Raw genomic sequence first — 13,413 nt, forward strand, 5'->3', positions numbered from 1 at the left:
CCCCCCGAAATACCCCTATCTCAGTAGTAGGAAAACATTACACATATTTGCAAAAAAGTCGATTCCATTTGAAAATTTCCTCGGAATGCCCCAGCGCACCCGTGTTTTCGCGTTGCGGTACCAACGAAGAAACGCATCCTGTCACAGAGAGGTTTGCGAGCGGGCATGATGCCGAAGTCACAGCGGTTATGACCACTGCATGGATAGCCGCCGTTATCCGAATAAGCGACGACGACCACTGCGACTATCGAGACGTAATTTCACCGGGTGCTGGACGGCGTTTGGGCAGGAACGGTAACCGGGGCACCAGCATCGGCACAGCTCTGCGATAGGCCGCATAATCCGGGCCAAACTCCCGCAGCAGGGCGCGTTCCTCGAACCGCAAACCGATCAGGATATAGACCAGCATGACAGTAGCAAAAAGCAACCCGTCGGCGGTCATGTGCGGCACCGCAAAGAAGCTCAGGATAAGACCGAGTTGCAACGGATGGCGCACGATCCGGTAAAGCAGTGGCGTGCGGAATTTCGACCCGGACTCTGTTGTCCGACTCAGCCCGTTCCAAGCCTGTCGAAGACCGGTGAATTCGAAATGACCCAGCAGGAACGTCGCAAGAACGATCAATCCAAGTCCCAGGGAAAAGACCGCCAGCATGACCGCTGCCAACACGCCGTTGATGTCCCAAATGGTGACAGGGATCGGCCTCCAACACACAAAGATCAGGGCCAGAAGGGCCGAGGATTGCAGAACATATGTCGCCCGCTCGCTTGCAGGCGGGATGATCCGCGTCCACACCTGTTTGAAGGCCGGTCTGGCCATGATGCTGTGCGCTAAACCGAAGATTGTGATCAAAGCGATGTCGATCGCAACGGCCATCGGCCAAGGGCTTTCGGGACCAGAGCTGCGCAGATCCGCAACGTCTTGCAGGAACATAGCCATCCAGACAGCAATGCCCAAAAACAGGCAATAGGACAGGATTGCATAGAGCATGATGATACGTGGCATCGTAAGTTCCTTTTTCATTAATCTTTGGGTCAATTTTGGGGGGCTGGTCTAATCAGCCCGAGCACGGACGCGTGGCCGACCTGCAGAAGTTGCACCCTTGCAGTGGGAAACAGGAGCGGAATCTGGGCGAGTTCGTCCTGCGTCAAAAGTCGGCCAAGCCCGCGGCGTTGGACGTTGCGATGAACCAATCGTTGCAACAGCGGCGTTTGACCAAACTCCGCACCCGAGACGAAGCAAACCACGCCTCCGGGCCGTGTGACGCGCACCAATTCGCGCAGCGCGTTCATTGGCCGGCGGGTCGCTTCCAAAGCCCACGCACTGGTGACCAGATCGAACTGATCCTGTGGGAACGGGATATCCTCAAGGCAGCCCAGACGGCGCTTTGCGTGAACTGATCCGGTCTGGGCCAACCTTTCCGGGCAGGCGTCCAGCAAACTGATGTCGAGATACCCATGACAAAGGCGGATCAGACGTTTGGCAACCGAAACCGTGCCGCATCCGGCGTCCAGAACCCGCAACCCCGGCTGAACGATGGCGGCGGTCGCACCGTCAAACGCATCCTGAGCCTTTTGGCCACCACCGCGCAACCAGCGACGGTGCGCATTATCGTAGCGATGCGCAATTTGGCCATAGGCGCGCAGGGTGTCCTGCCGGGCGGGGGATGAGGCATGCGAGAAAGCAAGGGGTTTCATCTTAGTATCTCTGTTCGTTTGAGGTGATGGTCCCGCCGCACGGCGCGCGGCGGGATCCTTGATCTAGCGGCGTGCAGCGTCCCAGACACCGCCAACGCCATCTCCTTTGGTGTCACCAGCCGCGGAATCCCCGGCCCAGAAATACAGCGGCAGTCCCGCCGCCGTGGCCCATTGCAGGGTTCCGTCCGCGCGCTTGATGACCTTCGAGCCGTCATTTGCTGCGGCAGTCCCATTAACTAGGAAGGGCGGCCACGATGCGGCGCACGAACCTGTGCAGTTCGACTTCCCGCGCCGATCTTTGCGGAAGGTATAAAGCGTCTTGCCGCTGGCTTCGTCCGCCACCACGGGTCCGATACCGGTGTTCACGTCGATTGTCGGGGTCGCCATCGCAACCCCCGTTGTCAGCGCCAGAAGCGCGGATGCGATCATCATTTTGGTTTTCATTGTCTTGTCCTTTCGTATGTCAGCGGTGGGTTCAGTTCGCGTAGGCGTGTTCTTCGCCTTCGGGAATTTCAAAGGTGGCATTGACGCCAATATGCGAGGTGAAGCCGATCAAGGTCTGGAACATCACACCGTCATATTCCGCGTAATCACCCGTCGCGCCGGTAATCGGGCGCGTGTTGGCAATGCCCGTATCGGCCAGTTCGGTGCCTTGGGTGATGATGACGTCGCCATCATTGAAGTGCATGATCTGTCGGCTGACCAGCCAGACACCGGTTTTGGCGTCGCCGCCTTCGCCGACGAACCAGCCATCGCAGGTCCATGTGCCAAGCACCTTGTCGGGAAAGGCGGGGCTGCCGTCTTCCAGGACACCGTCGATGTTCCCGGTCAATGTGCCTGCTGGGTAGATGTAGCCTTGGGTCACGAACGGGTTGCCGTGGGCGGGCATCCCGCTTTCGTGGACGGGCTTGTCGGCGAAGGCAAATCGGGTGTGGTCTTCGGCCACGTCAAAGCGCGTCAGGGCCTCATCCGCATAAGCGTCGCAGGCCGCGACCGAGACGAGTGCGGTCGCAAGGAGAAGTTTCGTAAGCATGTTTTTTCCAGTCTAAAAATTAAGGTGAGGGATGCGCCGGTGGCAGGCTGCCACCGGAACGGTTCTTCTGAACGGAGCGGCTGTTAAAGCTGTGGTCCGTATGGGGCGATGTTCGCTGCTTTCTCTCGGAACAATCCGATGTCCTTCAGCAAGTGGTCGTCCAACCGCAGGAACAGAGCCTGCCTGATGCGGGCATCGCGCCAGTTGCGCCAACGGTGTTTTACAATGCGGAGCATGTTGCTCTCCTTTTGTGATTTGGTTTCAGCGGGTTAAGCTCTGCCGATCTGATCAGAACAAATCGCGCAGGCGGGTTTTGGGCACCGCCGCAGGAACGCCCAGCTCGGACAAGGCCTGGCCATCCAGATACCTTGTGCGCGCTGCAGTTTTGCGGCGAGCGGTCCAGCGGCGGTGAAGGCGGCGGAGCGAGGTGCTAAGCAGTCGGGCCATTACATGTCTCCGGCGATCAGGCGGCGTGCAGTGCGTCGCAGATTTGCGCCACATGCCGATGATCCGTGCCGCAACACCCGCCAAAGACGTTCAGGTTCGGCAACAATTGGGTGAGAGAGACATATTGCTGACCAAGCTCCTGCGGGTTGCCGTCATCCAGCACGTCGCATTCGTCCAGTTCGGCGTGGCTCATCCGCGATGCATTTGCGCGCAGCCCGTGAATCCTGTGGATCCAATCACCACCCAATTCAAGCAGGTCCCCAAAATGATCGGGATGCACACAGTTGACCATGTAATAGGCCGGCTTCTTCAGGCAGGCCGCGTCAACCCCGGCAATCGCCTCGGCAAGCGTCTGGCCTGTTGGCAGGCGGCCGTCTGTTTCCAGCGTGAAGCTGATCACGCAAGCCAGACCCCGATCACCGGCGGCACGCGCAACGCCAACCGCTTCAGGCACGTTGGTCATCGTCAGCGCAGACACCATGTCGGCACCGCTGTCGGCAAAGGTGCCGACCTGAACGCCGTGATAATCTTCGGCCTGCTCGGCGGTCATGATCTCGGCCGGGTTATACCCATCGCCCCGCGGGCCGATGACGCCGTTGATCAGAACATTCATGCCCGCGCCGAACTCCGTGCGCAGATCGCCTGCAAAGGCGACGGCCTCGCGATTGATTGCGGCCAGATCGTCCGCGTCATAACCCAAAAGCGTGGCCCAATCTGGGTTCGCCCTCCAGGTGTTTGTGTCGAGGATAAAACCGGCATCGTTCTGGCGAGCCGTTTCCATGAATGGTGCGAAATATTCCTTCATAGCGGCACGACCGTCAGCCGTGCGAAGCATCGGGAAGAACGCGAAATGGGGCATATCAAAGCCCTTGTGAAATAGCATTGAGGTTTCAAAACCGGCATCCGTCAGAAACATCTGATCGGTTTGGTGCGGCATCTCTTGGCGTTTCGAATGTGTCATCTTGATCTCCTGTCTGAGTGACTGAAGATGTTTGTGACGCCCTACCGTGTGCGCCAGCGTTGTCGTGATCGTGGTATTGGCCTACAATTTCCGTGGTATTTTCAGGAAAACGCGGGTTTTATGGGTCGTTCACTCAACATATCTCTTTTGGGCGAATTGTCGGTTTCGGCAGACGGCGAAGCTGTTGCCCTGCCCGCGTCGCGCAAAGCACGCGCGGTTTTGGCCTATCTCGCGGCAACTGGGCGGCCCGTGCGCCGGGAACGCTTGTGCGAGATGTTTTGGGATTTGCCCGACGATCCGCGCGGATCGCTTCGTTGGGCGCTGAGCAAACTGCGTCAGGTTGTCGATCGCGACGGCGTTCGTCGTATCATTGCCGATCGGGAACGCGTGGCCCTTTCGCTGAATAACACTCATGTCGAGCTTCGCAAGATCTGGAACCGACTGGCCGATGATCCACCTCTGATCCCGCCGCCAGAATTGCGCGTGATGGCTGAGCAGTTTGAGCACCCGTTTCTTGAGGGTTTGGAGCAGGCCGGCACCGAGAGTTTTCAACTTTGGCTCGCCTCTGAACGCGAGAACGTGCATCTACTACATCTAAACGTCCTGCGCCGTCTGGCCTTGCACCCGGACCTCACCCAACCCGAGACGGTGAAATGGGCTCGGCTGTGGCAAGACATGACACCGCTTGAAGAAGACGCGGCTCGCGGGCTGATCAAGGCGCTGGCGCAATCGGGCCGTCTGGACGAGGCACGCCAGTCAGAAGCGGATTTTCTTGCCGGGGCAAAAGAGGCCGGGCTGACGGTCAGCGGTTCATTATTGCCGGAAATCATCGACCCACCAGAGGCTGATCCTTCGGCCGAACGCCCCGCAGAAAGCAGGTCTCGCCAAATGTTGCGCAAACAAAGCATTGGCTTTTGTCGCGCCCCAGATGGTGCCCGAATTGCCTATGCAACCGTCGGCGAAGGCCCACCGCTGGTCAAGGCAGCCAATTGGCTAAACCACCTTGAACTCGACTGGAACAGCCCGATTTGGGGGCCCACATTTTCAGCCTGCGCAGACGGCCGGACGTTCATCCGCTATGATGAGCGCGGCAACGGGCTGTCGGACTGGGATGTGGCAGATATCAGTCTAGAGGCCTTCGTGCGCGATCTGGAAACCGTTGTGGATGCGCTTGGGCTTGAGCGGTTCCCACTTCTGGGCATTTCGCAAGGTTGCGCTGTGTCAGTCGAATACGCAGCGCGCCATCCTGAACGGGTTTCGGGATTGGTCCTGATCGGCGGGTATGCCACCGGATGGCGCATTGGTGCCAGCGAAGAAGAGCAAGCGCGCCGCGAAGCCGTCCTGACGCTCACCCGCCACGGCTGGGGGACGTCGAACCCGGCCTACAGGCACATATTCTCGCAAACCTTCATGCCTGACTCAAAGCCGGAAGATCTGGAGTGGTTCGATGAATTTCAGCGTCAGACGACCTCTCCAAAAAACGCCGTTCGGTTCCAGGAGGCGTTCGGGCATATCGACGTGCGTGAAAGCCTTTCGAAGGTTGTCGCGCCCACAATCATTTTTCACGCGCGCGAGGATCAGCGGATCTCAATCGATCAGGGGCGCGAACTTGCCATCGGCATCCCCGGCTCCGAATTCGTTCCCCTGGACAGCAAGAACCACATTTTGCTTGGGCATGAACCTGCGTGGTTACGATGCGTTGAGCGCACAGGGGAATTCTTGCGAGAGCATTCGATCTGATCGTGCCTTGCGTGATATCGAACGGACCGGTTTTGCAGACTGCGTGCTGGCCAAACGGCCTTCGCGCCAGATTGTTTTAAGCTGGGATTCATGATCGCAATGATCCGGCGCGGTATGAAGCGTAGTTCGCCGGTCACAAAATATGCAGCTTCTGACCGGCAGTATTGGCTTGGCCGCTGGCACGCCGTTGAAAGACCTCACCCGTAAAGCTCTTAACTTCTACCGAGGCCCAATGGTCACAACGGAGGCATCACCGCGGCCCATATTTCTTGTGTATCGCATCTCTGCGCCACGTATCTCGATGATTTCGCAATCCAGCCCAAGGCTTTCCCCTTCAAGCCAAGCGGTACGGCAGAAGAACCCGTTCTCCCAATGCCACTCTCCGGCGAGGGTTTCTGTGCCCACTTGGCCCGAGATTTTTCCATCCGCGTGGATTTGAAACCTAAGCCCGTCCCCCTTCAGAGGTCGGTCAGCGATGGCGGCAACGAACGCAATTTTATTTTCGATTCTGTGCCAACTTGCTTCCGGTGCGCTCATTGTCATTTCCCTTTCAAAATCAGATTTATCTAAGGGGCACCGATAGAAATTGGTCATGCTATCGGTGCAAGGCGTTGAAGCTGCCCCACCTTTGCGGACAGATCTACAATCCGGTCCTCAGCTGCGACCGGTAAAATCGCGCAGAGTTGCTATGATGTAAAGGTCAGTCCAATATCCTTCGTACTCCGGGCACCAACTTCGGGTTGGATCAAAGCGAACAGGATGGGAAAGCAATGACCGACAAGTCCAAAACTCTGATCGAGATTTGCCATCAGGCAGGGCATCTGGCGGCCCGGTATTTCGGTGAACAGGACAAGCTGGTCATTGACCAAAAGGGGCATCAGGATTTTGTGTCTCAGGCCGACCGGAATGTAGAGCTTTTGACGCGAGAGCTGCTTGCAAAATCCTTTCCAGACGATGCAATTGTGGGGGAAGAACACGCTCCGACAGACGGCACGTCTGGCTTTACCTGGGTAATTGATCCAATTGACGGCACCACCAACTTCGTCAATGGCATCCCCGCTTGGACCGTGGTGGTCGCCGGTGTGCAAGATGGCGCAACGCAAGTCGGCGTGATTTACGATCCATGCAACGAGGAAACCTTTGTCGCATCGCTTGGGCGTGGGGCGACCTTAAATGGCTCACCGTTGAAACTGAACGATGCGCGTCTTTTGTCACAAGGCACAGTGGGGATCGGATATTCAAACCGGGTTGATGAACAGGGTGTTTTGAAATTGGTTTCCGGGTTGATCGACGAAGGCGCGATGTTCTATCGCAACGCCTCTGGCGCGCTTTCACTTGCCTATGTCGCAGCCGGGCGGCTCTTGGGTTATTCGGAAGAGCATATGAACGCGTGGGACTGCCTTGCAGGTCAATTGATTGTGGCCGAGGCAGGTGGCCGTGTAGAGCAACAAAACGCCGACGCGATGATCCGTGACGGTGGTCGTGTTGTTGTCGGAACAAATGCGGTATTTGAGCGACTGTTGGAGATTTCTGAGGCCGCATTTCAGAACCGCAATTAGGTTTCGGGCAACAGAACGGGTCCCTTTTGGGTGAAGCCCACAGTGACGTCCGATCCAACTTCAAGTGGCGTATCTACGTCGTCCTGAACCGCGAACATCGAGCCGAAGCTGGCTTCCAGTGTGTATTCCATGCGGACACCGACATAAGTTGCCTTTGCTATGCGTGCCTGAAAACCGTTTTCGGCACCGATCACCAATCGCGATGGCCGCACTGCCAGTTTAGCGGGACCAACTCCAAGCCCGCGCGCGGGCAAAACGTGTCGGTAGTCTTCGATGGCAATCGTTGCCAAATCGTTTTCTACCTTGTCGATCATGCAAGGCAGAATGTTGGCTTCGCCAATAAAATCCGCGACGAACTGGTCGACCGGCGCATCATACAATTCCCGCGGAGAGCCGATCTGGGCGATAGACGCGTTGCGCATCACGACGATCTCGTCCGAGACGGCAAGGGCCTCTTCCTGGTCATGGGTGACATAAACAACGGTCAAACCCAAGTCCTGCTGGATCGCACGGATGTCTTCACGAACTTGTCGCCGCAGCTTTGCATCCAGATTTGAAAGTGGCTCGTCAAACAGCAAGACCTGCGGCTCTAACACCAATGCTCGAGCCACGGCGACCCTTTGCTGTTGGCCGCCGGACAGCTCACTGGGAAGGCGGTTGTCGAACCCCTTCAGGCCAACTAAGTCAAGCCCGGCAATTGCGCGATCACGCGTCTCGGCCTTCGAAAAACCAGAGAAAGTCAGGCCGTAGGATACGTTTTCAAGCACGCTCATATGCGGAAACAAAGCATAGGACTGGAATACCATCGAAACGTCGCGATCGGTCGCGGGCAAAGTTGTGACGTCACGATCGCCAATCAAGATACGGCCTTCTGTGGCCATCTCAAGCCCGGCAATCATGCGCAAGGTCGTCGTCTTGCCGCAGCCGGACGGGCCCAGCAGCGTGACCAGTTTGCCAGCCTCAACAAACAGGTCGATGCGATCAACCGCAACCACGTCACGTCCAAATCGCTTGGTCACATTCTCGAACCGAACGGGCGCCGCCTTACCGGTAATAAGCGTTTCAACCATGTTTACTCTCCTGCCCCGAATTGCGTACGGCGTCCGATTTTGGTTCGGCCGACAAGTATCTGTAGAAGCCCAACGGCGGACAACATTACGACGATCAATGTCGTGGAGTATGCGATGGCGAGGCCGTAGTCGTTGTTTTCGACCCGCCCGATGATGTAACTTGTCGCCATGTCGTATTCTGCTGACACAAGGAAAATGACCGCTGAGATCGCAGTCATAGCGCGCACGAAGCTATAGACCAGTGCTGCAAGTATCGCAGGGCGCAGCAAGGGCAGGATGACCCGCCGGAATGTCTGCCATGAATTTGCGCCCAGCGTCAGCGATGACTCGTCCAAGGACTTATCAAGTTGGCTCATGGACGCGATACCTGCGCGCACACCAACCGGCATGTTTCGGAAAATGAAACTCACAATCAGAATAATACCCGTCCCGGTGATTTCGATGGGTGGCACATTGAAAGCCAGAATATAGCTTACACCGATCACTGTGCCGGGAATGGCGAAGCTGAGCATTGTGCCAAACTCAAAAGCATTCTTTCCCGCGAAGGTTTGGCGGGTCAAAAGATAGGCCGTTATCAAACCGACGATGGCCGTTAAGGGTGCCGCAGCCGCAGCGATATAGATCGTCGTCCAGAAACTATCCCAAGCCGCGCCGGTCCAGCGGATGCCGCTGTCTTCGATGCGAACAGAGAACGCAGTGATATAGTGTTTGAATGTCAGTGAATTGTTGACGCCCCAAAGCTCGACCACGCTTCCGTAAAGGATCATGCCATAGACGATGATGGTGAATAGACCCCATACGCCTGCGGCGATGAAAACGGGGACGGCAAGGCCGTTTGGCATCAACGGGTGCACGCCTGCATCCCCTTTGCCAGACACGGTCGTATAGCTTTTCTTACCCAACCACATGCGTTGCGCATAGAAGGCAGAAAGTGTGAAAAACAGCAGGACCATTGCCAGAACGGCCGCGCGCCCCTGGTCATACTGCGCACCGACGATTGCAAAGAAGATCTCGGTCGACAAAACATCGAAGTTCCCGCCAAGCACCAGTGGATTGCCAAAATCCGCCATGCTTTCGATGAAACCCAACAAAAAAGCGTTCGCCAGACCGGGACGCATAAGTGGCAACGACACCGTGCGGAAAGTCTGCCAGCGGTTTGCGCGCAGGGTCTGAGCGGCTTCTTCCATTGAAGGTGAAACCCCCTCAACGACACCAATCAACACCAGAAACGCGATCGGCGTGAAGGCCAAAGTCTGCGCGATTAACACGCCCGGCATGCCGTAAAGCCATCGCGTGGGCTGCATTCCGAAAAGGCCTGCAAAGAACTGTGTGACAGCCCCTGACAAACCAAACAGAAGGATCAGCGCAAGCCCGATCACGAAGGGCGGTGTGATGATGGGAAGAACCGTGAGCGCGCGCAACGCCCGCTTGTAGCGGAAGCCTGATCTTGTGACCACAAGTGCGAAGACCAACCCCAGAACGGTTGTCAGAATGCCAACGAGAATTGCCAGAAACAGCGAATTCCAAGCGGCGCCACACCTGCCGCCAGAAAAACATCCTAGCCCCCAAAGACGATCATCGAAAAACTTCGATGCGAAGACAGCAGCGGAATACCCACCTTCTTCGGTGACAAAAGCGGCCAGCAACATCTTGGCGATTGGGAAGAAAACAAAGGTCGTCACGATAACGATTACGCCACCGATTGCGCTGACGACAAAAACGTCACCGTTAATCGCGCCGCGCGCAGCGATGCCTTGCGTGAACAGGAACAGGAATGCAGACGCGACAAGCAGCGCGCCGTATCCCATGCCGTATTGTCGATCCCCAAGATCCCCGAACAGTGCGGTGAGCCAATCAAAGGCGAAGCCCCGAATGCCGATGCCAAATCCTTGCGCCATCAGCCAGCCGAAACCGACAGCCCCGGCAAGGATCAAAACAATGGCATAAAGCGGATCACTCTTCTTCCGGCCAAGTATGATTAAGGGCGCGGCCAACGGCGCCAACAGAGGCGCCAGCCACAGCTTTTCGCCCCGCGCGATCAGAAAGGCAGCAGGCGCATAATCGTCATCAAATGGATAACCATCAAGCAGCCACTTGAACGAGAAAAAACCATCTTCAACCCCGTACCAAGGCAGAAGCAGGAATCCGACCCACCCAGCGACGATCCAGAAGATCAGGGCTGGATGGGCGGCGGTTTCATTTTTGTTTCCGCGCAAGGCTTATTGCGGCAGTGTTGAGACGTCTTCATCCCATTTTTGCAGCAAACGCTTACGTTCGTCCGACGACCCATACTTCTTGAAGTCGTAGTCAATCAATTTGATCGTCGACATATCCGGGGCCGACGGGGACGTTTCCGACCCCTTGTTTGACGGCACCTGAAAGGCGTTCACTTGAAGCGCAAGGTTCTGCGCCTCGGGGCTGAGGGCCCAATCATAGAATTTCTGCGCTTCTTCCATGTTGCGCGCGCCTTCGATGATCGACATTGAGCCGATCTCGTACCCCGTCCCTTCGCACGGTGCGACGACTTTCACAGGGAAGCCCGAGACCGCCTGCTTAACGGCATCATGCATAAACACGATCCCGATCGTGTTTTCGCCACGCCCGGCGGCTTTAATCGGCGCAGAGCCGGATTTGGTGTACTGGTTGATATTGGCGTGCAGCCCTTTCATGAATTCAAAGCCCTCATCCTCGCCAAACAACTGCACCATCGACGCCAGCGTTGTATAGGCCGTGCCGGATGAATTTGGGTTCGCCATTTGAACATGGCCTTTGTATTCCGGCTTCAGCAGATCTTTCCAACAGGACGGCTCTGGCAGATTGTTCGCGGCCAACAATTCGGTGTTGTAGCCGTAACCAAGTGCGCCAGAGTAGATGCCAATGGTTTTGTTGTCCGCACCTTCGGCTTGACTGATCGCCCAATCGTGAAGTTGATCGCGCATGGGCGACATGTAGGTCGCGGTCAGGTTTTCTTCGGCGGCCTGCAAATGTGGATCACCCGTTCCGCCCCACCAGACATCGCCCTTGGGGTTTGCGGATTCCGCTTTGATCTGGGCGAAAGTTTCGCCCGATGATTTGCGGGTCATATTGACGTCAATGCCCGTCGCGTCTTCAAAACTGCGCGCCATGAGCTGGCACCAGTCCTCTTGCGCTGAACAATAAAGTGTCAGTTTCTCAGCCTGCGCGGCCGAGAGGCTCGCCGTCATCGCGACGACAGAAGTCAAAGCAAATGTGCTAAATTTATTCATGGTATTCCTCCCTTGCATCACCCATTTTTGGGCGACATTCTTGTTTTCCGGACGCTTGAAGCGCCTCTTTGTCGGAAAAGCCCCGGCAGTATTTCTAACAATTTGGGACTCAGCAGATCGGCCTAGCCTAACGCGTTTCCAGAATTTTGGAAGCTTATCGATTGTCGGGAATACCTGGCGAGTTTAACCAAACCTGTTCATTTCATCCAAAATCACTCAATTATGTCGAAGGCGCATGGCGTCTGGGCGAAGTGAGGTGGCCCAAAAATGATCAATGCAACACTGCATACCAAGAGTGGAAGACGTGCCATAACGTCAGTGACTTGGCGCGATGATATTTTGCAAAGAGGGTACACCGCATTCATTTTCGATTGCGACGGAACGCTGGTTGAAAGCGCTGATGTTCATTTCACGGCGTTTCGTGAAGCAGCCAAAGAACAAAAGTACGGTCTCGACCGAGACTGGTATTTTGCACGTACCGGTCTAGACCGGCTGACTCTATTTCGGCAATTTGCTGAACAATTTGCGAGTGGTTTCGATATCGACGCCGCCGTCACTCGCAGCATTTCACTTTTTGTCGAAATAAGTGATCGCGTTTTACCGATTGTCGAAACCAAAAGCCTCGTTAAAGATTTCAGCCGAGATTTCCCACTTGCGGTCGGCACGAACGCGGAAAGAAACGTCGCCGAGGCATCCCTTGGCGCTACCGGTATGTTGGGATTTTTCAACGATATCGTTTCAATAACGGATGGGTTGAAGCCCAAACCATCACCGGAGATTTTTGAAAGAGCCGCCGAGTTGCTCGGATGTTCGCGAGAGAAGACATTGGTCATCGAGGATTCTAAGCAGGGTGTCATTGCTGCCCAACGCGCGGGTTTGGATGTGATTGAGATCAAGGAAATCACATCGCCCTGACCTCCGCTATTTCAGTTTCTTCTAATAGGTCTAGATCGCGGGATGACCGGCACGGGTGTTGTCCGAGGTCGTTGTCGCAAGCAACAGGAGCCTTTTCTTTCTTAAGTTCTGAAATCTGCGCGGCGGCAATAATAACGATTTCAACCAGCACCCCTCCTCACGCAGGTCACCCGAGAAGTTCCCCAGTTACCAGGGGACACCAAGTTCCCAATGCTTATTGACGTCGTAGATCACATCGAGACTGAAAATTCGGCTATGCTGCCTTTCACACGCCATGCTGCCGTCTGCGCAGACCTGATCCAAACCGGGCTGGTCATACAAATTTTCTGTTCTTTGATGCGCGCAAGTTTCCCCAAATACCTTGGACTTGACCGATCCGACGGGCGCACCGCATATCCGAGGTCCCGTCCATCGATCTGTGTCGCGACGAGATCGAAAAAATGCCGCCAGTTTTGCGTCCCTTCAGGGCCAGATGTTCAACCACCCGTGATAGGGGAAGACGCTCATTTCGCTATCAGACGCGATTTTCGGCTGAATCCTCGGAAGAATATTTCTTATAGCCCCTTAACATGGAAGTTCCATCGCGTAGCCGAGATTCGCCCTACATGCGCTTGGTTCCGGAAGCGGCCATTCATACTCAGCGCAGCGTTTCCGAAGCACACAGATCGCCTGCGTGGGACATTGCTGCCCCTCCGATTTCGTGCCCGAAGGTCCGCGTTCTTCCCTTCGCTAGATAGATTGCGGTTTA

Annotated in this window: 14 protein-coding genes; 3 read left to right on the forward strand and 11 right to left on the reverse strand. The window is 56.0% G+C overall.

From position 1 onward, the window contains the following. Positions 1-244: 244 nt before the first annotated feature. The 7 genes from MUY35_RS03595 to MUY35_RS03625 form a co-directional block, all read right to left on the reverse strand. Positions 245-1,003 carry an isoprenylcysteine carboxylmethyltransferase family protein gene (locus tag MUY35_RS03595; protein ID WP_248363993.1) on the reverse strand — a complete coding sequence of 253 codons (759 nt, stop codon included), beginning with the start codon at positions 1,001-1,003 and terminating at the stop codon, positions 245-247. 29 nt (positions 1,004-1,032) lie between these two features. Continuing rightward, positions 1,033-1,695, reverse strand: coding sequence for a methyltransferase domain-containing protein (locus MUY35_RS03600; protein ID WP_248363994.1), 663 nt, complete (start codon positions 1,693-1,695; stop codon positions 1,033-1,035). 63 nt (positions 1,696-1,758) lie between these two features. Then, entirely contained in the window at positions 1,759-2,139 is a 381-nt protein-coding gene (locus MUY35_RS03605) for a hypothetical protein (protein WP_248363995.1), read from the reverse strand. A 31-nt stretch (positions 2,140-2,170) separates the two neighbouring features. Next, positions 2,171-2,728 carry a hypothetical protein gene (locus MUY35_RS03610; protein ID WP_248363996.1) on the reverse strand — a complete coding sequence of 186 codons (558 nt, stop codon included), beginning with the start codon at positions 2,726-2,728 and terminating at the stop codon, positions 2,171-2,173. Positions 2,729-2,811: 83 nt separating this feature from the next. Then, positions 2,812-2,964 (reverse strand): DUF1127 domain-containing protein, encoded by a 153-nt coding sequence (locus tag MUY35_RS03615; protein WP_248363997.1) that lies wholly within the window; start codon positions 2,962-2,964, stop codon positions 2,812-2,814. A gap of 52 nt (positions 2,965-3,016) precedes the next feature. Further along, positions 3,017-3,175 (reverse strand): hypothetical protein, encoded by a 159-nt coding sequence (locus MUY35_RS03620; RefSeq protein WP_248363999.1) that lies wholly within the window; start codon positions 3,173-3,175, stop codon positions 3,017-3,019. Between the two features lie 16 nt (positions 3,176-3,191). Next, positions 3,192-4,136, reverse strand: coding sequence for a homocysteine S-methyltransferase family protein (locus MUY35_RS03625; protein WP_248364000.1), 945 nt, complete (start codon positions 4,134-4,136; stop codon positions 3,192-3,194). 120 nt (positions 4,137-4,256) lie between these two features. Here MUY35_RS03625 and MUY35_RS03630 point away from each other — a divergent pair, with 120 nt between their 5' ends. Next, a complete protein-coding gene (locus MUY35_RS03630; RefSeq protein WP_248364001.1) occupies positions 4,257-5,876 on the forward strand; it encodes an alpha/beta hydrolase in 1,620 nt (539 codons plus the stop codon). 219 nt (positions 5,877-6,095) lie between these two features. Here the strand turns inward: MUY35_RS03630 and MUY35_RS03635 are convergent, their stop codons facing one another. After that, on the reverse strand, positions 6,096-6,413 hold the full coding sequence (locus MUY35_RS03635) for a hypothetical protein (protein WP_248364002.1): 318 nt from the start codon (positions 6,411-6,413) through the stop codon (positions 6,096-6,098). 233 nt (positions 6,414-6,646) lie between these two features. On the opposite strand from MUY35_RS03635, the gene MUY35_RS03640 reads away from it, so the two are divergent. Further along, positions 6,647-7,435: an inositol monophosphatase family protein gene (locus MUY35_RS03640; protein WP_248364003.1), complete on the forward strand. Its 789-nt coding sequence runs from the start codon at positions 6,647-6,649 to the stop codon at positions 7,433-7,435. Here the strand turns inward: MUY35_RS03640 and MUY35_RS03645 are convergent. From MUY35_RS03645 to MUY35_RS03655, 3 genes are read right to left on the reverse strand one after another with little or no spacing between them, the layout of a single operon-like run. Continuing rightward, positions 7,432-8,505 (reverse strand): ABC transporter ATP-binding protein, encoded by a 1,074-nt coding sequence (locus MUY35_RS03645; RefSeq protein WP_248364004.1) that lies wholly within the window; start codon positions 8,503-8,505, stop codon positions 7,432-7,434. The genes MUY35_RS03640 and MUY35_RS03645 overlap by 4 nt on opposite strands. A 2-nt stretch (positions 8,506-8,507) precedes the next feature. Next, positions 8,508-10,721, reverse strand: coding sequence for an iron ABC transporter permease (locus MUY35_RS03650; RefSeq protein WP_248364005.1), 2,214 nt, complete (start codon positions 10,719-10,721; stop codon positions 8,508-8,510). A gap of 3 nt (positions 10,722-10,724) precedes the next feature. Beyond that, positions 10,725-11,750: an ABC transporter substrate-binding protein gene (locus tag MUY35_RS03655; RefSeq protein WP_248364006.1), complete on the reverse strand. Its 1,026-nt coding sequence runs from the start codon at positions 11,748-11,750 to the stop codon at positions 10,725-10,727. 267 nt (positions 11,751-12,017) lie between these two features. Between MUY35_RS03655 and MUY35_RS03660 the strand changes: the two genes are divergently transcribed. Then, positions 12,018-12,665, forward strand: a complete 648-nt coding sequence (locus tag MUY35_RS03660; protein WP_248364008.1) for an HAD family phosphatase — start codon at positions 12,018-12,020, stop codon at positions 12,663-12,665. Positions 12,666-13,413 lie beyond the last annotated feature (748 nt).

Source organism: Aliiroseovarius sp. S1339 (genome assembly GCF_023195695.1).
GTDB lineage: Bacteria > Pseudomonadota > Alphaproteobacteria > Rhodobacterales > Rhodobacteraceae > Aliiroseovarius.